The organism is Bacillus sp. es.036, from assembly GCF_002563635.1.
Classification (GTDB): Bacteria; Bacillota; Bacilli; order Bacillales; family Guptibacillaceae; genus Guptibacillus.
In genome coordinates this window covers 453,713-469,726 of the sequence record NZ_PDIZ01000003.1, presented here as the reverse complement: position 1 = coordinate 469,726, position 16,014 = coordinate 453,713, and the positions used below count along the sequence as shown (strand labels likewise).

The window sequence follows — 16,014 nt, the reverse complement described above, 5'->3', positions numbered from 1 at the left end:
CTTATTTAGACTTTTAAAAAAAGCCGCTGAACCAGCAGCGGCTTTTTCTTAGTTTTCTTTATTCAATACCATTCGAACGAGAAGATGAGCTAATTCGTGACGCTGTTCTTTATTGCCAACGAGCCAAAGTTCCTGAAGAAGTTTCTCTTCTCTATTTTTAGGCTCTTCCTTCGCGGCTAAGTAACCTGCTACTTTTTCTGCTGCCTGGGCCAATCTCTCTTCACTAAGTCCTAGTTTTTCTCCCAGCTCCACTCTTGTAGCAAGATAAGATTTAAACTGTTCGAAATTAGAAAGGATATCATCCATCCGCTCGTCACTCATTCGATCTAACGTATCATCAACTTTATTTACGTTAAGCTCACTTTCTTTATTAACTAAATGATTTTTCTCAGTCATTGCTTTCACTCCTTTAATCAGCTATCCATCACTGATAACGATTTTTCAATAAACACTGGAATATCGTCAGGGTTTCGACTGCTCACGAGATTACCTCCACAAACGACAACCTCTTCATCAAATACGTTTGCTCCAGCATATTTTAAATCCGTTTGAATGGACTTGAACCCAGTAATGTTTCTTCCATTTAAAACTTCTGCTGAAATGAGTAGCTGTGGTCCATGACAAATAACGAGCGTTTTCTTATTCAAAAACATCATTTTCTTCGTAAACGTAACAAAGCGATCGTCTGCCCTTAGTTCATCTGGAGAAACGCCTCCAGGAATAAACAGAACATCAAACTCTTCAGGTTTTACATCGTCTATTCCCTTATCAGATGTAACTTTAGCCTCACCTTGTTTTCCAGTTAATTCTTGACCTGCTTTCGTGCTTATAACGGTTAAGGAATGACCAGCATTGTTAAACTGCTCTGCGGGTTTTGTATATTCTACATCCTCAAACATATCTGTCATTAATACGGCAATCTTACTCAAGATAAACCCTCCTAGATAAATAAAATAGTGTCATTGATATAATGAATATTACCCCTCCTAACATCCGTCAAACATTAATTCTATTCTCCCTAAATATTCTTTGGTTTATGTTTTATCGTGCCAATATAAGGGTAAAATTAATATGGAACCAAAACAGTAAAGATTTAGAAAGGATGTTTAAAATGGCAGACAAAAAACAAGAACTCATCGATGGACTAAATGTAGACCTTGCTAACGAATACGCTGCAAGTATTATGTATACTTATAATGCGGCAGTTGTATCTGGCTTATATCGTCAAACATTGAAACCATTCTTTGAAAGTGAAATCGCAGATGAACAGGGCCACGCTCTTTACCTTGCAGAAAAAATTAAAGTATTAGGCGGTACCCCTACTACTGCACCAGCTGAAGTAAAACAGCTTACCGATGTAAAAGAGATGCTTATTGAAGCTCGCACAGCTGAGAAGGATACCATTGATCGTTATGAAAAGCGTAAAAAACAAGCTGAAGAACTTGGTTTTACTGAACTTGTTGTAAAGCTAGACGATATGATTGCGGACGAAACACATCACATGGAAGAAATGGATCGCATTCTTAGCGACGCACGGTTCGAATAAACAACATCCTTACCTATCATCAATAAGGTTACAGACAGAAAAAGAGCCAGCATGGATAACTCCAGCTGGCTCTTTTCTTTATGTTGTTTGGTTTTCTTCTTTAATCATCCGTGTCCGATAAGCATTGATTGCATTTTCACCTAGCCAATCAAGAAAGTGATAGTTCACGTAAGCTCCTACAATTGCCCCTACGCCGGGTACCATTTGAAGTAATTTAGGGAGATCAATATAATCTCGATACTCAAGCTGAAAAGTTTTCCAATCATGCTCTTCGTACTTTTTCCGAACTTCTATTTGGCTAAGGCTCTCATCCCAGCTAGAAATCTTTCGATAACTTTTTCTTCTAGTATCATCAGATGAAAAAGCAAGCTGAAAAATAGTTAGAATAAAAACCCTTTCTTCTATTTTTTTAGCATCATATCCATAAGTGCTAGCGAGGTCAAAGAGGAGCTTCATTTTAATCGATAAAAGCAACGGGAAATCAGCTAATCCTAATAGAATTCCTCCCGCTCCTGTACCAGCACCTTCAGTAGCAGCGATTCGTTTGTATTTACGTATCAATTCTTTCGCCTGTTGATCTCTCACTTGAAGTGATAGATTTTTTTTTGGTGGATGTATCGTATACGTACTTCCAACGAGGACCCCTTGCACCATCGCCTTTATACTATTTGTCACAATTGAATGAAGACGTTCTGGTATAACACCATTGATTCGATTTTGTATTCTTTTGGCTGATCGTGACACCATAGAAGATTTCCTCGTGATTTTTCGCTCCCACGCCTCAAGTTCTTCCGATATTTCGCTTTGATATTCCATGCAACTAAACACCCTTTGCTTGTTCATTCCTAACGTTTTAAGAGACCGACCTTCTAACTACTGCTGCGCGAGATGTTGCAACAGCAACGGCTGCACTTCCTGCTAAAAGCACAGATAAAAATACGATCACATCAAGAGATAGAAGAAAAGAAAGAGCTGCAAACGTTACTGCTTGTGCACCCAATAAGCGAAGCAACATAAGGCGAAACGCTTTTCCTTGTTCATGATCCGATACTGGATAAAGCTTTACCATGACATGTGCTTGATAATGAGGATAAAGCGTGCGTAACTGAGTGGCTGTCAGATAAATAATCAGAGCAGCACCAATCACTTTCCCAATTAAGCCGGGCACAAAAGCAACTACTGCAAGACCTAGAAGCCACAATCTAAAATAAATGCCAAAATACTCGTTACTCCGAATAAAAGCTTTTTGATAAAGAGTAGCATAGACAGAATCAGAAGGTAATAGCTTCTCACCCAGGCTACTTAAGAATCGTCTTTGTTTAACTGATTGCTTCAATTTAGGAACATCTGTAAATAAGTTAGCCGTACGATAGAATTTCATACTTTGCTTTTCATCCATTGCAAGCAACTTCTCCCATTTGATTGCATATTTCCGTTGCAGAGGGAGAAACATCAAAAAGAAAGTGACGACGAATAGTACGGCAGCTAGAGCGACATAGAACCATTGCGCCTGTATTAGCAATAAGTATGTGAATATAATCGTTACAGCAAGTCTTGCCAGGATATAAACAATACTCGCATGGTGAGCTGGCAGATGCAGCTCCATCCATTTCATGAGAACATTCGCGCCTTTTAATACAATCAGAACACAAATCACAAAAACATAATATCCAGTTCCAGCAGCCATTTCATGCTGATAGAGTGGTGCAAGGATCGTCATCATGACTACTGTTGTGAATACTTGAAGAGCAAAGCTATACATAAGTGATTTACGAAAATAACCTTGCAATCGGTTCTCAGCAGGTAGCATGAAGACAAGATCTGCTTCGGATAAAAAGAAACGAAGTGGTGTACGAACAAGTACAATAGCTGCAACGATGGTAATAACGGCCACACCTGGAAAGGATTCAGGTAGCACCTTTAGAATTTCACTGTAATAATACGCTCCAAAAATGAGAGCCAGAACAAGAGTGAACAAAAAGCTGCTGTTTCCAATTAGCCTGAAATACCGCATAGCAATGTTCCAGAAGGCTCCTGCCCTTTCTTTCCATAAGGTCTGTAGCTGCATCATTTTCCACTCCTGGTCGCTTCGATATAAATGTCATCAAGTGTTGCAGCGCCATTACCGATTTGATTTCGTAATTCTGTCATTGTTCCTGCCATAACAATTTGTCCATCATGCAAAATAATAAAACGATCGCAATATCTTTCAGCCGTTGAAAGAATATGGGTGGACATTAGCACTCCAGCCCCTTTATCTTTCATTTCAAGCATCATATGAAGAAATGATTGAATACCGATGGGGTCTAACCCAACAAATGGCTCGTCGACGATATACAGGGATGGCTTTACTAGAAAGGCGCACATAATCATAACCTTCTGTCTCATTCCTTTAGAAAAATGCCCTGGAAACCATTTTTTCATATTCGTCATACGAAATTCCTGCAAAAGTGCTTCAGCTCTTTCTTTCCATTCTTCACCAAGTTCATAAGCCAATGCCGTTAACTGCAAATGCTCCCAAAGCGTTAATTCATCATATAATAGAGGCGTTTCGGGTATGTAGGAAAATTGTTTGCGATATCCGTCTTTATTATCAGCAAAAGTCGTCCCTCCCACTTTGATTTCGCCATTCATTGGATCAAGTAATCCGAGAATATGTTTAATTGTTGTGCTTTTACCAGCACCGTTAAGTCCGATCAATCCAACAATTTCATTTGAGTTTACACGTAGAGACACATCATGAAGGACAGGCTTATTTGCCTGATACCCACCAGTAAGATGACTGACTTCTAAAATTGAATTATTCATAGCGTTCCTCTCATTTCATCATTTGCTTTTATTTTAACAAACTTTTATTTAGGGAGTGATAGACCGAAGTCATTCTTTTTCTTTCACTATCCACATCTTACCTTTTTCATAGAAGAGATGCTAGAAGAGTCCAAAAAACAAGGACATTGAATAGAATTTCTCTTTTAGGAGCATCCTTTTAAAGAGTGTGGCGTCTTCCCTTAATCAAGTTACACTCAGGGCTCTGCACCCCCGGCAGAGCCTTTTTTAGTTAGAGTCAATCCCATTAAACAAGAAAATTATGGTACGATGAATAAAAAGATTGAAAGGATGATACTCATGAGTCATTCACCAGATTGTATCTTCTGCAAAATTATTAATGGGGATATCCCTTCTGCCAAAGTTTACGAAAATGATGATGTGTTAGCTTTTCTTGACCTCACCCAGGTAACAGAAGGACACACCCTCGTTATCCCCAAAAAGCATAAACAAAACATCTACGAACTTGAGCCTGAAACGGCGTCGAAGCTCTTTGAAGCGGTCCCTGAGATTGCAAATGCTCTAAAAGCCAACTTTACCCCTGAAGGGATGAATATTCTTAATAACAATGAAGCCATTGCAGGACAATCTGTCTTCCATTACCACCTCCACCTGATTCCTCGCTACGGAAAAGGAGACGGATTTGGAGCTGTTTGGAAGACACATGAAGATGAGTACGATGCAGAGAAGTTGCAGCGCCTAGCTGAAGGGATTCGTTCACAGCTATCTCAGTAAATCCTTCTCACCACTTGAAAAGAGACCGCTACGGTCTCTTTTTAATTTGGGAACGAGTCATTTCATTTAACGTATAAAAACCATTTGGTATTCCCCAATCAGGATGTTCAAATGTATGTTCCATTCTATTCAACATTGTAGATAATTTAGTACGCAAATCAGGATTCCACCTTAATTCATGTATGAACTCTTCACGATGGCCCCCGTAACCAAGCATTGCTTTCAATTCGTTTAATAAATCTGCTTGCCACATAGAAGGCAATTCAGATTCTCCCGGAATATCTTTAAATCGAACATAAGAGCCTTCTCTCAAAAAAGCATGTGGATAGTAATAGGCATACACTCGCTCAAAATGTTCGCCTGTTTTAAGCGTTAACTTTCCATGAAGATGTTCTCGTAGCACATATCCACCTTCTGTCCTATTTAAAAGCTCGAGCTGTTCACGGTCAACAAACGTTACCCATACTTCTGTCTTTGCTCCAGTAACAGGGGCAATAACAGCAGGGAGCGCACCATATGGCGCAAGAAAAGACCCCGCCACTACGTCCGTATCCTTTAATTCTGCTCGATAATATAGAATAAAGTCACTTAAATCAGGGTTAAGACTAAATTTATACCGAAGTTGAGCGAGACAAACATTTGATCCATAAGCTAGGAGGGGTATTCGCTCTTCTATTGGAGATAAACCTTCTGATAATAGAAGCTCCTCTACCGTAAATTGTTCTGAACTAGAAAAAGCTAATGATCCTGAAACATCCTCTCCTCTAGCATAATGAACAATTTGTTTTTCAACGGGTACGTGCTCACTTTCATCAATCCGATGTGCTTTTCCATTATGGTACAAAAACGACGAAGCTGGTCGTGGCCCAGGGTAAATATCTGGATGATCGTATGGTCCGATATGAGTTGGTTTGTTTTCGCGATACATTGCATAACACCACTTTCTTAACATTCACTTCTATATAGAATAGCAAAACAAAAGCAGAGAGCAAATGCTTCTGCTTCAATCGAACGAAATATTCGAAAAGATTAGAAAAAAACATAGCTACGCTGATTCTTTTAATGATAGGATGAGTACAAGTTTAATTGAAGCATCGCATTACATTGCTAAAGGAGTGTCGAATCGTGGAGCGTCGTTATAATTTTAATGCTGGTCCGTCTGCTTTACCGCAAGATGTGCTTAGTCATGCTCAATCAGAGCTTCTTAATTATCAGCAGCAAGGCATGTCAATTATGGAGTTTAGTCATCGTAGTAAAGAATATCAGAGAATTCATGATGGAGCTAATGAACTCCTTAGAGAATTACTTAAGATTCCAGATGATTATGAAGTTCTTTTTCTTCAAGGCGGAGCGAGTCTGCAGTTCTCAATGATTCCGATGAATTTACTTCATCAAGGTTATATGGCAAACTACTTGCTCACTGGAAGCTGGTCTCAAAAGGCCTTAACAGAAGCCCAAAAAATCGGGGAAACGTACATTGGGGGCAGTAGTAAAGAAGCTGATTTCAAACGTATACCCGATTTAAACGCGCTAAAATATGGGGAGAATGATGCCTATGTTCACCTGACATCAAATAATACAATCCACGGGACGCAGTGGAAGAGCTTTCCTCAGCGTAAAGAGTCCAGGTTTATTGCGGATATGTCGAGTGATATCTTGAGTCGCTCTCTTCCGATCGACCAATTCGGACTTATTTATGCTGGTGCCCAGAAAAATCTAGGACCAGCTGGCGTTACAGTTGTCATTTTGAAAAAGGATCTACTGAGTGAAATTCCAGATAATCTCCCTACCATGTTAGATTATCGTACTCATGTTGATAAAAAATCTCTGTATAACACTCCTCCATCCTTCGCTATCTATATGTTATCTCTCGTTCTAGAATGGACGAAGAAAAAGGGTGGTTTAAAAGAAATAGAGAAAATGAACGCCGAGAAAACAAAATTACTTTATACCACCATTGATGGTAGTAAAGGTTTTTATAGTGGAACAGCCGAGGCAGACAGTCGTTCCTCTATGAACGTAACCTTTACTCTTCCTAGTAAAGAGCTTGAAGATCTGTTTCTTAAAGAAGCGGAAGAAGAAGGGTTTGTAGGTCTAAAGGGCCACCGTTCGGTCGGAGGATGCCGAGCATCCATCTATAACGCCGTCCCGCTTAATTCCGTTAAAGCGTTGAGCGATTTTATGCATACATTCCATCACAAACACAATATTTAACACTTTTCAATAGGACCTTCGTTTGTTATGATATAAAAAATTAGATCTTTCGCAGCAGGCACATAGGGCACTGTTGGAGAGAATACCATCGAATGATGGAGAATGAGTTGAGAAGAGGAGAGATTTTTTATGAAAACGAAAAACTTAGTACTAATGGCTTTACTGCTTGGTATTGGAACGATTCTTCACGCTATTATTCCAGGGTTAATTTCAGGAATGAAAAACGATATGCTTCTAACAATGATGTTCCTAGGAATCTTGCTATTTCCTGAGCGTAAAAGCGTTCTAGTACTTGGTCTTGCAACTGGCGTTATTTCTGCTGCAACAACTACCTTTCCTGGTGGACAGCTTGCAAACATGATCGATAAGCCCGTTACAGCATTTGCATTCTTTGGACTTTATCTTCTTGTTCAGCGTTTTGGACAGTCGCTAATAACTGTTGGGATCCTAACAGCGCTCGGAACAATGATTAGTGGCGCTATTTTCCTTGGAGCTGCTCTTGTTTTCACAGGACTACCTGGTGGCGCTGCATTTACAGGATTGTTTCTAACAGTCGTTCTTCCAACTGCTGCAGTGAACACCATTGCAATGGTATTAATCTTTCCAGTTGTTCAATCGATTCTTAAACGCACTAGTTTTGCTTTTTAAATGCAACAAAAACCCGGCCAAATTGGCCGGGTTTTTTTATATTCTCACTCCAGTTTCCCACTCACGAAACTTTTCTAGTTCATTCTTTAATTGCCCTGCTACAAATCCGATAACAGCTACATCGTCTAGTAAGCCGATACCAACTAATAAATCTGGCACTGCATCAATCGGACTCACAAAATAAAGAAGTGCTCCCACAATCATGATGACAGATTTTTTGGAGATATCGCGATAACGACCTTTTCTAACTTCTTGAACGAGTCGTGAGAATGTTTTCACATCAACCCACATATCATCCATTCCTTTACGACCCTTATAGAGAGCTCCCTTTTTTAGAGATTCGATTGACACTTCTTGCATTCGGTCTTTATCTTTCATTACGGAAACTGCTTTTTTTGTCATTCGTTTAAAAACACTTTTCACCATTCGATTCATCTTTTCACGCTCCTTTGCTACCCTTCTCTCTATAAGATACCTCAAAAGAGCGTCTTTCTAACCACCTATGCGATTTTTTTATGTTTGCGACCTGAAACGGCTGGGGAAAATAAGAAAGCGTGCTAGAAAACAAGCATAGCCATCGAAATACCCAGAACTAGAAAAACAACGGCAAAAGTTCCAAACAAGTAAGCACTTTTTTGTTTCCGAATCATTTGTTCATTATGAAAAGAATATTTTCTAATAAGTAACAATCGACTAACCATAGCGGTTAATAATAAACTACCAGCTGCTATGAGAAAAAAGATAAATCCAGCCACACCCGTCCCCTCCCATTACCTTAGCGTATAGTTAAAGGTATATGTAAGAAAAGCTGTTTTCATAACCTAATAGAATAATGAACAAAATAAGCAGGATTTTTTAAGAGGACGGCGAACTAATTTGTTTAAGTGGCTATATAAGGATTTGGATAGGAAAGGATGATCATCATGGGTAAAGCGAAGACATTACTAACAGGATTTATATTTGGAGGGGTGGTTTCAGCCGCTTCTGTACTTTTAACAACACCTAAATCAGGCAAAGAACTAATTGCTGAAACAAAAGTAAAGAGCGATGACATAAAAGAAGGGTTTGCAAAGCTTAAAAGCGATTTGAACGAGCTTAGTACTCAAGTTAAACAGTTGTCTTCTGAAGGAAAAGAAGTGATCCAAGAAGTAGCTGCTGATTTGAAGCGCTCTATTTCTTCTTATCAACAGGACATTCAACCTAATTTAACAAGGTTAAAAGAAGATGTAGAAGAAATGCAAAAGACAATTGAGACAGTTAAAGATGAAGTAAACAGTCCGGCTTCGAAATAGCCGGTTTTTTTACAGACGATCAACAATATTCTAATATAGTTTGAAAGACCGAGAAGAAAAGGAGGGCCTTTATGAAGGAAGAACAGGAAATTTCAATTCAAGAAGCGATGATTTTCAGTCATCGAATAGGCCAATTGAGTAAAGCACTCTGGAAATCTGTTGAACGTGATTGGCAAGAGTGGCTAAAGCCTTTTGATCTTAACATTAATGAACATCATATCCTTTCCATTGCTTACCACCTTGACGGGTCTTCTATTTCTGATATTGCCAAATTTGGTGTGATGCATGTTTCAACCGCGTTTAATTTTTCAAAAAAGTTAGAATCTCGATCTCTTCTCACTTTTTCAAAAAAAGAGAATGATAAGCGCAATACATATGTACAGCTTACTGAAAAGGGTGAGAAATTGTTGCAGGAAACGTGGAAACATTACTCTCCGAATCGTGATAGTGTATTAAAAGCTTCCATGCCTATTCGAGATCTTTATGGTAAGTTTCCTGAATTTACAGAAATGATGTGTGTAATTAAAGAACTTTACGGGGAAGACTTTATGGAAATTTTCCAAAAGTCGTTCACCAAGCTTGAGAGTGAATTCTCAAGAGAATTCACAAGCCAGGATGACGAAGAACGATTGAAATCGTTTTAACGATAAGGTGATACTTTAAGAAGTGTCTCCATTAGTTCTCGGTAAGTCTCTTCCTGAGCAAGTAGTGCTTTAATTGTCATTAGCGGATCTAACTTAATATTTAACATACCTACAAAATGCGTGAGCAACGTTGAACGGTTTAAGAGACCTTCTTCGATTTGTTCATGCATTTTTTTATTTACTTCTACACATAATTGAAACACTTCTGTTACCTCAGCCTCGGTTAGTCCTCTGTCAATCACAAGGCGATAAAATGGGTATTCTCCTTCCTCTTCCATCTTAGCAAGTAAGCGCATATGAAACTCAATTCGATCTAATCTTTTGTGGATGGCTTCCATGTTAACTTAACTCCTTACTTTGCGATCAATTGTACTTATAGTTTACCGGAACAGGGTATAAATTGAAATGTATTTTCCAGACTAATCCAGCGCGAAAAAGCGCTGATTTTGTCAAAAAGATTTCGACTTATTTCTTTACAAAAAAACGTGTTGATTTCTGCGTAGAATCGCTGTACAGTATACGAGTATTCACTATAACACGAACCCACATGAAAGTTACGGAAGCAGGTGATTCTTATGAATTGTTGGAAATCGATTTACCTTAATCGTGAATTCGGAACACATCGATTAACTATTTTCTCGATGCTGTTAACTCTATTATACTTTATTGCATTTTATCTCGTCTTCAGTATGTTATATCCGACAACAAAACATGCGATTGTACCGATACTACCGTTTCTCGGTTCCCTGGCTGTCCTTTTTCCTATTCATAAGCTGATCCACTGGCTTCCTTTAACATTAGCCGGCTTAAAAGCAACGATGAAATTAGAAAAAGGATTTGTCCTCCTACCGATGATGCGCTGTGAAACGTGCAGTCCAATTTCAAGAAATCTTTTCTTAATTGCAGCTCTTGCACCAGCCGTTACGATTACGACTGCCGCAATTGTTGCATCAGTTTACATGCCAGCCTATGTATCGTTTTTCTCAATTCTGGCTGCGGTTAACCTTGGTTTTAGCTTTAGCGACTTTCTGTATGCCTCTCAAGTGCTTCGCGCACCAAAGAATGCATATGTAGAAGACCGCAGTGAAGGTTTCCATATCCTTATTAAACGAGCTTCTTAACTTATCCCAAAAAAGGTAAGAAGAAATCCTAAAAGAACAGAGCGCTAAAATTTAGCGCTCTGTTCTTTTACTATTGCCTTGCAGTCAGCAGTATTGAATTCTCATAAGACTTCCTTCATAATAATGTTAGGACAACATGCTAATTAATAGGATAGTAGGCATCGAATACAATTTCATCATTAGGAAGGTCGAATGATTTCGCCCTAAGCTTCATATCATTCTTCAATTCTAATTCGCTTACAGCCATATAAATTGTCCCATTATCAGAATCAATTGTTATTTCAGGCGGCAATGATGCCTGCTTTTTTATAAAGGAAAGAACTTTATCACTTGGAAGCTCAAGCAGACCAATCTGAAAAGATTTTTCTTTTAATAAAAGGTCACCATTTGGCTGTACCTGAGGCTCGAATTTAAGAAAAAAGTCCACTTTCCTATCAAAAATCGTTACGTATCCTTGAAAAGATGCCAGCTCATCGAGATTGACACTATATCCAATGTTCTTTTGTTTCTCACTGTACTTTTCAAGTTCTTGATTAATGATTTCATTCAATTCATCTTTTTTCATCTGAATCGAAAATGTCGTTTCAAAAGGTTCTTCTGTATTTTTCTCATTTGAGAGTTTGGCAATCTCACTTTCAGGAAAATAGTATTGATAGAATCCTACTACACCTGCAAAAATGAGGACGACAGCAGCTAAGAGAATGATAAAGGCCGTCTTCCATCGGTTTTTAAACATTTGAACAGCTCCTTATGGGACGAATATTTTCCATGATACTACGGATTGAAAGATAAGTTAAAGAAAACCGTTATATATTTCTTCGAATTAACGAAATGGACTCTGGGAGGTTCTTACATGACCATTATTGGATTAATCTTCATCCTATTTGCGACTTTCATTCTAGTTACATTTAACTCTATGACAAATGCCCTATGCTTGAAGAAAAACATTCCTGAAGAAAAACAGCCAAATGTATTTAGAACCATTAACGTTCTTATCACGATTTTGCTTATTTCTTCCTATGTAGAAGTTTTATTCACTTAGGATAGGATACAAAAAACGTATCTGCATGCATACTCAAAAAAAGATGAGGCGATGAGCCTCATCTTTTTTTGTTTCGCCTGCTTCGTCTGCTCGACTATTGCCGTTCAAAAAAAGAAGAGGTTTCCTGAATTTAATTATATCAATTTCACACAGAACCTGGTTGTTTTGTGTAATTTTTCTCATATTTCCAATTCAATTTAACTTCACATATCTTTCTATGCTATAGTATTAACTGTATCACAATATTGTTAAATTTAACTAACCCTTTAGGAGTGTATACTTGATGAAAAAAATGTTCATTATGCTTTCTGCTTTAATCGCTTTACTTGCGATATCCGCTTGCAGCAATGATTCAGGAGATAATTCAGAAGCTGTCGTTGAAACAAGTGCTGGAAATGTTACACAGGAAGAATTTTATCAAGCATTAAAAGATCAAGCTGGTGAATCGGTACTAAGCGATCTAGTCCAAACGAAAATTCTAGAAGATAAATACGATGTTTCTGATAAAGAAGTTGAGAAAGAACTCGATAAGATCAAAGAAAATTTTGAAACAGATGAGCAACTTGAACAAGCCCTTCAATCAAATGGATACCAGGACATTGAGCAGTTTAAAGTCGATGTACGAAAGCAGCTTCTTGCTCAAAAAGCGGCGACCGACGGTGTAGAGGTGACGGACGAGAAGCTTAAAGAATTCTATGAAGATAACAAGAATCTTTTCACAGAACTAGAAGCAAGCCACATTTTAGTTGACGATGAAGAAACAGCGAAAGAAGTGCAAAAGAAACTAGAAGACGGCGGAGATTTCGCTGAACTTGCAAAAGAATATTCGAAAGATGGATCAGCTGAAAATGGCGGTGATCTTGGCGTATTCAAAAAAGGTGACATGGTTGCAGAGTTTGAAGAAGCTGCCTTTGCATTGAAAGAAGGCGAAGTAAGTGACATTGTTCAATCACAATTTGGCTATCACATTATTAAGCTAAAGAAGAAAACAGTTATGTCATTTGAAGATGCAAAAGATCAAGTTGAAGAACAGTATATGCTACAAAATGCAAAAGACGTACCAACAGTTATTGATGAACTAATCAAAGAATCTGATATTAAAGTAAAAGATGATCAGTTTGAGGATCTCTTCAAAAAAGAGGAGACAGAAGAAAACACTGAAACTGAAGAGTCTGACGACGCTCAATCAGAAGAATAACGTTAAAAAGACGAAAGGGCTTAGCCCTTTCGTCTTTTTTATTGTGCTATTCCGGTATTCGCTGTTTCCTACGTTCGCGTTCTTCCTCCATTCGTTCCACGTACACTCTACCTTCTTCTTCAATATGAATCTGATCAACTTTTCTCTCTTCAGCTGTTAATTGCATTGTCTTATAACCACTGTAGACAATACCTGCTAGTACAAAATAAATCCACCATGGAAATTGAGAGAGTACGCCTGATAATGTGGCCGATATCTCAGTGAGTTGAAACAAACTTAAAATGAACAAAAAACCTAGAAGTATAAGAACGCCTTTCCTCATCCAAAGCACTTCCTTTCTTTCGTACAAGCTTCTTCAATTACTACACTTTATGTACAAAAGAAATGAATTATACCAGTTAGAAGAGTTAAGAATGGTTAACCCCCTCTTTCTCACTCATGTTAAACATCACAAAATAGATGACAGCAGCACCCACAGCGAGAAAACTGATCAAGTAAAACGTCCACTGAAATCCTATTAAGGCTGTAAGTGGTATAGCTACTGGTGCGACCGTTCTACCGATTGTAAAACGAAGACTTGCAGCTGCAAAATATTGACCACGCATATGCTCTGGAGCTAGACGTGAAACGAATCCTTCTTGAATCCCAACAACCATCAGCTCTCCCATTGTAAAAATAAACATAGCAATAGCAAGAAGCCATATAGAAGTAACGTTTCCGAATAAGATCATGCTTAGCGCATAGATCAAACAAGAAACAATAAAAACATTTCGCTCTTTAAATTGATTCATTTTAGTTGTCATATAAACGGTTAACAGCGCAACCAGTAAGCCATTTTCTGATATGAGCCAACTAAATATCTGATTGCCATCTGCTCTGATCGCAGTATTTAAGAACGTAAACACAGCTTGCTCTGGCACTTTTTCGCTTAAATAAACTGCGATTAATAAATCAAGCTGCATAAATGTCTGAGCGACAAGGACGCCAGCCAAAATAAATAACAGAAAAACTTTGTCATTCGCAATCACTCGATAGTCTTGAAGCTGAGTCCAAAGAAACTTTGTCCATTTCGTAGAGGAATCTGTAACGAGACTATTTTGTCTCTTTTCAGGAGCTGTCTCACGAATAAAGATGGAAATTAATACTGCCAGAGAGAAGCTGACGGCAGCAGCAATTAATAGCAAACCAAATCGATGCTGAAAGAAGAATAGTCCGCCTAGAATTGGTCCGACGACAACTGAAATATTGAGTGCTGTATAGAAGACAGAAAAGACTGTATTCCGGTCCTTTTCTTCCACAACATCTGCAACCATGGCATGACTAGCTGGCCAGTACAATGATCCGAAGATGCCAAGAACAGAAAAGCTTACAAACGTTAGCATTGGGGAACTAAGCCATGGAGAATTAGCAAACGCAAACACAACAAACGTGAGTCCCTGCCCTAAAGCAGAAAGAAACATCATTTGCTTTCTTCCATATTGATCCGCGCAATACCCACCAATTAAATTAGCGATTACGGCAACAACCTGAGACAAAACTAGTAAAAGACCTGCCATTCCTTTCCCAAATGAATCCGAAAAATAAATGGCCATAAAGGGAAAGAACATCCAAAAAAGAATGTTCATCAATCCCTCCCCAAATAGTCTAATCTTTAAATTCCGATCCCAATCCTTTAATTTCATGTCCATCCTCCGAGGTGTCCTTTTTCTCAGAAAAAAGAGAAATGGTTCAAAGAACGCATTTCCCTTCTGTTACCATACTTTATTTTGTTGCATTTTCACTAATAGGTGTCATCTTAGGTTTATAAAATGAACGATTATCAAGGGCAAAGACGCGATCTGTAAATTCACCTGGCTCAACTTTATTAAGAGCTCGATCAAGCATATTCATTTTCGCATCAATGTTGTCAATCATATGCAAAATCTCTGCTTCCCGAATCATTGGAGGCTTTGGACTACCCCACTCCGCTTTACCATGGTGACTCAAGATCAGATGTTGAAGAAGCATAACTTCTTCACCTTCAATTTCTAAATCCTTTGCTGCCTGACCGATTTCATTCACCATGATGGATATATGACCGAGTAGCTTTCCTTCATTCGTATAGCTTGCTGCAATCGATCCTGATAGCTCTACGACTTTTCCTAAATCATGTAGGATAATTCCGCCATAAAGCAAATCTGTATCAAGAGATGGGTATAACTGAGATAAGGACTTAGCAATATCAAGCATGGAAACGACATGATAAGATAATCCCGAAACAAACTCATGATGATTTTTTGTTGCGGCTGGGAAGGTCAGAAAGTCATTTTGATGTTTTTTTACAAGATGACGGGTAATACGCTGAATGTTTGGATTCCGCATTTCAAACACATACTGCGTGATTTTCTCCATAATTTCATTCACTTCAAGTGGAGCTGATTCAACAAAATCACTTACTTTCACCTGGTCCATATCTGTTGCAAGGCGAATAGCTTTAATTCTTAGTTGATTACGTCCACGATAGCTTGTCACATCACCTTTGACCTTAATAATTTGTTGAGCATCAAAACTCTCTTCATCGTCAGAAGATGCGTCCCAAAGCTTAGCCTCAATATCTCCTGACTTGTCCTGTAAAATTAATGTAAGAAAAGGCTTTCCATTACTTGCTACGCCTTTCACTGATGATTTAATTAATAAGAAGTGATCCACTTGATCACCTACTCGGTAATGTCCGATTCCCTTGAATTCCTTCATCTTTCCACCTCCGGG

Annotated in this window: 22 protein-coding genes; 9 read left to right on the top strand and 13 right to left on the bottom strand. The window is 38.4% G+C overall.

Features of this window, described 5'->3' with window-relative positions:
- Window positions 1-48: 48 nt before the first annotated feature.
- Together ATG70_RS21235 and ATG70_RS21230 are read right to left on the bottom strand one after the other, a co-directional pair.
- Entirely contained in the window at window positions 49-396 is a 348-nt protein-coding gene (locus tag ATG70_RS21235; RefSeq protein ID WP_098446446.1) for a DUF3243 domain-containing protein, read from the bottom strand.
- 17 nt (window positions 397-413) lie between these two features.
- Window positions 414-932 (bottom strand): type 1 glutamine amidotransferase domain-containing protein, encoded by a 519-nt coding sequence (locus tag ATG70_RS21230; RefSeq protein ID WP_142329622.1) that lies wholly within the window; start codon window positions 930-932, stop codon window positions 414-416.
- A 179-nt stretch (window positions 933-1,111) separates the two neighbouring features.
- Between ATG70_RS21230 and ATG70_RS21225 the strand changes: the two genes are divergently transcribed.
- Window positions 1,112-1,546 (top strand): ferritin-like domain-containing protein, encoded by a 435-nt coding sequence (locus tag ATG70_RS21225; protein WP_098446445.1) that lies wholly within the window; start codon window positions 1,112-1,114, stop codon window positions 1,544-1,546.
- A 78-nt stretch (window positions 1,547-1,624) separates the two neighbouring features.
- Here ATG70_RS21225 and ATG70_RS21220 read toward each other — a convergent pair whose 3' ends face one another.
- The 3 genes from ATG70_RS21220 to ATG70_RS21210 are packed head-to-tail and all read right to left on the bottom strand — an operon-like array spanning window position 1,625 to window position 4,354.
- Window positions 1,625-2,362 carry an EcsC family protein gene (locus ATG70_RS21220; protein ID WP_098446444.1) on the bottom strand — a complete coding sequence of 246 codons (738 nt, stop codon included), beginning with the start codon at window positions 2,360-2,362 and terminating at the stop codon, window positions 1,625-1,627.
- A gap of 37 nt (window positions 2,363-2,399) precedes the next feature.
- Complete coding sequence (locus ATG70_RS21215) at window positions 2,400-3,617, bottom strand: ABC transporter permease (protein WP_098446443.1); 1,218 nt, start codon at window positions 3,615-3,617, stop codon at window positions 2,400-2,402.
- A complete protein-coding gene (locus ATG70_RS21210; protein WP_098446442.1) occupies window positions 3,614-4,354 on the bottom strand; it encodes an ABC transporter ATP-binding protein in 741 nt (246 codons plus the stop codon). The genes ATG70_RS21215 and ATG70_RS21210 overlap by 4 nt, the downstream gene beginning before the upstream one ends.
- A 318-nt stretch (window positions 4,355-4,672) precedes the next feature.
- Between ATG70_RS21210 and ATG70_RS21205 the strand changes: the two genes are divergently transcribed.
- Window positions 4,673-5,107 carry an HIT family protein gene (locus ATG70_RS21205; RefSeq protein ID WP_098446441.1) on the top strand — a complete coding sequence of 145 codons (435 nt, stop codon included), beginning with the start codon at window positions 4,673-4,675 and terminating at the stop codon, window positions 5,105-5,107.
- A 28-nt stretch (window positions 5,108-5,135) separates the two neighbouring features.
- Here ATG70_RS21205 and ATG70_RS21200 read toward each other — a convergent pair whose 3' ends face one another.
- Entirely contained in the window at window positions 5,136-6,035 is a 900-nt protein-coding gene (locus ATG70_RS21200; protein ID WP_098446440.1) for a hypothetical protein, read from the bottom strand.
- Window positions 6,036-6,232: 197 nt separating this feature from the next.
- Between ATG70_RS21200 and serC the strand changes: the two genes are divergently transcribed.
- Together serC and ATG70_RS21190 are read left to right on the top strand one after the other, a co-directional pair.
- On the top strand, window positions 6,233-7,321 hold the full coding sequence (gene serC, locus ATG70_RS21195) for a 3-phosphoserine/phosphohydroxythreonine transaminase (protein ID WP_098446439.1): 1,089 nt from the start codon (window positions 6,233-6,235) through the stop codon (window positions 7,319-7,321).
- Window positions 7,322-7,450: 129 nt separating this feature from the next.
- Window positions 7,451-7,969, top strand: coding sequence for a tryptophan transporter (locus ATG70_RS21190; protein WP_098446438.1), 519 nt, complete (start codon window positions 7,451-7,453; stop codon window positions 7,967-7,969).
- 36 nt (window positions 7,970-8,005) lie between these two features.
- Here the strand turns inward: ATG70_RS21190 and ATG70_RS21185 are convergent, their stop codons facing one another.
- Entirely contained in the window at window positions 8,006-8,404 is a 399-nt protein-coding gene (locus ATG70_RS21185) for a YkvA family protein (RefSeq protein WP_098446437.1), read from the bottom strand.
- Window positions 8,405-8,526: 122 nt separating this feature from the next.
- Window positions 8,527-8,724 carry a hypothetical protein gene (locus ATG70_RS21180; protein WP_098446436.1) on the bottom strand — a complete coding sequence of 66 codons (198 nt, stop codon included), beginning with the start codon at window positions 8,722-8,724 and terminating at the stop codon, window positions 8,527-8,529.
- A 168-nt stretch (window positions 8,725-8,892) separates the two neighbouring features.
- Here ATG70_RS21180 and ATG70_RS21175 point away from each other — a divergent pair, with 168 nt between their 5' ends.
- Both ATG70_RS21175 and ATG70_RS21170 read left to right on the top strand, forming a co-directional pair.
- Entirely contained in the window at window positions 8,893-9,261 is a 369-nt protein-coding gene (locus tag ATG70_RS21175) for a YtxH domain-containing protein (protein WP_159781133.1), read from the top strand.
- A 71-nt stretch (window positions 9,262-9,332) separates the two neighbouring features.
- Window positions 9,333-9,905 carry an HTH-type transcriptional regulator Hpr gene (locus ATG70_RS21170; protein ID WP_098446434.1) on the top strand — a complete coding sequence of 191 codons (573 nt, stop codon included), beginning with the start codon at window positions 9,333-9,335 and terminating at the stop codon, window positions 9,903-9,905.
- Here ATG70_RS21170 and ATG70_RS21165 read toward each other — a convergent pair.
- A complete protein-coding gene (locus tag ATG70_RS21165) occupies window positions 9,902-10,243 on the bottom strand; it encodes a DUF1878 family protein (protein WP_098446433.1) in 342 nt (113 codons plus the stop codon). The genes ATG70_RS21170 and ATG70_RS21165 overlap by 4 nt on opposite strands.
- A gap of 237 nt (window positions 10,244-10,480) precedes the next feature.
- Here ATG70_RS21165 and ATG70_RS21160 point away from each other — a divergent pair, with 237 nt between their 5' ends.
- Window positions 10,481-11,026 (top strand): DUF3267 domain-containing protein, encoded by a 546-nt coding sequence (locus ATG70_RS21160; RefSeq protein ID WP_098446432.1) that lies wholly within the window; start codon window positions 10,481-10,483, stop codon window positions 11,024-11,026.
- 139 nt (window positions 11,027-11,165) lie between these two features.
- Here the strand turns inward: ATG70_RS21160 and ATG70_RS21155 are convergent, their stop codons facing one another.
- Entirely contained in the window at window positions 11,166-11,762 is a 597-nt protein-coding gene (locus ATG70_RS21155) for a YpmS family protein (protein ID WP_098446431.1), read from the bottom strand.
- 117 nt (window positions 11,763-11,879) lie between these two features.
- On the opposite strand from ATG70_RS21155, the gene ATG70_RS21150 reads away from it, so the two are divergent.
- Window positions 11,880-12,068: a hypothetical protein gene (locus tag ATG70_RS21150; protein WP_373560797.1), complete on the top strand. Its 189-nt coding sequence runs from the start codon at window positions 11,880-11,882 to the stop codon at window positions 12,066-12,068.
- 283 nt (window positions 12,069-12,351) lie between these two features.
- On the top strand, window positions 12,352-13,266 hold the full coding sequence (locus ATG70_RS21145; RefSeq protein WP_098446430.1) for a peptidylprolyl isomerase: 915 nt from the start codon (window positions 12,352-12,354) through the stop codon (window positions 13,264-13,266).
- A 46-nt stretch (window positions 13,267-13,312) separates the two neighbouring features.
- Here ATG70_RS21145 and ATG70_RS21140 read toward each other — a convergent pair whose 3' ends face one another.
- From ATG70_RS21140 to yhaM, 3 genes are all read right to left on the bottom strand, one after another.
- Window positions 13,313-13,588, bottom strand: a complete 276-nt coding sequence (locus ATG70_RS21140) for a sporulation YhaL family protein (RefSeq protein ID WP_098446429.1) — start codon at window positions 13,586-13,588, stop codon at window positions 13,313-13,315.
- Between the two features lie 85 nt (window positions 13,589-13,673).
- Entirely contained in the window at window positions 13,674-14,891 is a 1,218-nt protein-coding gene (locus tag ATG70_RS21135; RefSeq protein WP_306472728.1) for an MDR family MFS transporter, read from the bottom strand.
- 136 nt (window positions 14,892-15,027) lie between these two features.
- A complete protein-coding gene (gene yhaM, locus ATG70_RS21130; protein ID WP_098446427.1) occupies window positions 15,028-15,999 on the bottom strand; it encodes a 3'-5' exoribonuclease YhaM in 972 nt (323 codons plus the stop codon).
- Window positions 16,000-16,014 lie beyond the last annotated feature (15 nt).

Excerpts from the sequence above, each read along its gene's own strand:
- ATG70_RS21185 (WP_098446437.1), bottom strand. The coding sequence starts at position 8,404 with ATGAATCGAATGGTGAAAAGTGTTTTTAAACGAATGACAAAAAAAGCA.
- ATG70_RS21220 (WP_098446444.1), bottom strand. The coding sequence starts at position 2,362 with ATGGAATATCAAAGCGAAATATCGGAAGAACTTGAGGCGTGGGAGCGA.
- ATG70_RS21200 (WP_098446440.1), bottom strand. The coding sequence starts at position 6,035 with ATGTATCGCGAAAACAAACCAACTCATATCGGACCATACGATCATCCA.
- ATG70_RS21190 (WP_098446438.1), top strand. The coding sequence starts at position 7,451 with ATGAAAACGAAAAACTTAGTACTAATGGCTTTACTGCTTGGTATTGGA.
- ATG70_RS21215 (WP_098446443.1), bottom strand. The coding sequence starts at position 3,617 with ATGATGCAGCTACAGACCTTATGGAAAGAAAGGGCAGGAGCCTTCTGG.
- ATG70_RS21205 (WP_098446441.1), top strand. The coding sequence starts at position 4,673 with ATGAGTCATTCACCAGATTGTATCTTCTGCAAAATTATTAATGGGGAT.
- ATG70_RS21175 (WP_159781133.1), top strand. The coding sequence starts at position 8,893 with ATGGGTAAAGCGAAGACATTACTAACAGGATTTATATTTGGAGGGGTG.
- ATG70_RS21155 (WP_098446431.1), bottom strand. The coding sequence starts at position 11,762 with ATGTTTAAAAACCGATGGAAGACGGCCTTTATCATTCTCTTAGCTGCT.
- ATG70_RS21150 (WP_373560797.1), top strand. The coding sequence starts at position 11,880 with ATGACCATTATTGGATTAATCTTCATCCTATTTGCGACTTTCATTCTA.
- ATG70_RS21145 (WP_098446430.1), top strand. The coding sequence starts at position 12,352 with ATGAAAAAAATGTTCATTATGCTTTCTGCTTTAATCGCTTTACTTGCG.
- ATG70_RS21160 (WP_098446432.1), top strand. The coding sequence starts at position 10,481 with ATGAATTGTTGGAAATCGATTTACCTTAATCGTGAATTCGGAACACAT.
- ATG70_RS21135 (WP_306472728.1), bottom strand. The coding sequence starts at position 14,891 with ATGAACATTCTTTTTTGGATGTTCTTTCCCTTTATGGCCATTTATTTT.
- yhaM (WP_098446427.1), bottom strand. The coding sequence starts at position 15,999 with ATGAAGGAATTCAAGGGAATCGGACATTACCGAGTAGGTGATCAAGTG.
- ATG70_RS21225 (WP_098446445.1), top strand. The coding sequence starts at position 1,112 with ATGGCAGACAAAAAACAAGAACTCATCGATGGACTAAATGTAGACCTT.
- ATG70_RS21140 (WP_098446429.1), bottom strand. The coding sequence starts at position 13,588 with ATGAGGAAAGGCGTTCTTATACTTCTAGGTTTTTTGTTCATTTTAAGT.
- ATG70_RS21165 (WP_098446433.1), bottom strand. The coding sequence starts at position 10,243 with ATGGAAGCCATCCACAAAAGATTAGATCGAATTGAGTTTCATATGCGC.
- ATG70_RS21235 (WP_098446446.1), bottom strand. The coding sequence starts at position 396 with ATGACTGAGAAAAATCATTTAGTTAATAAAGAAAGTGAGCTTAACGTA.
- ATG70_RS21210 (WP_098446442.1), bottom strand. The coding sequence starts at position 4,354 with ATGAATAATTCAATTTTAGAAGTCAGTCATCTTACTGGTGGGTATCAG.
- ATG70_RS21170 (WP_098446434.1), top strand. The coding sequence starts at position 9,333 with ATGAAGGAAGAACAGGAAATTTCAATTCAAGAAGCGATGATTTTCAGT.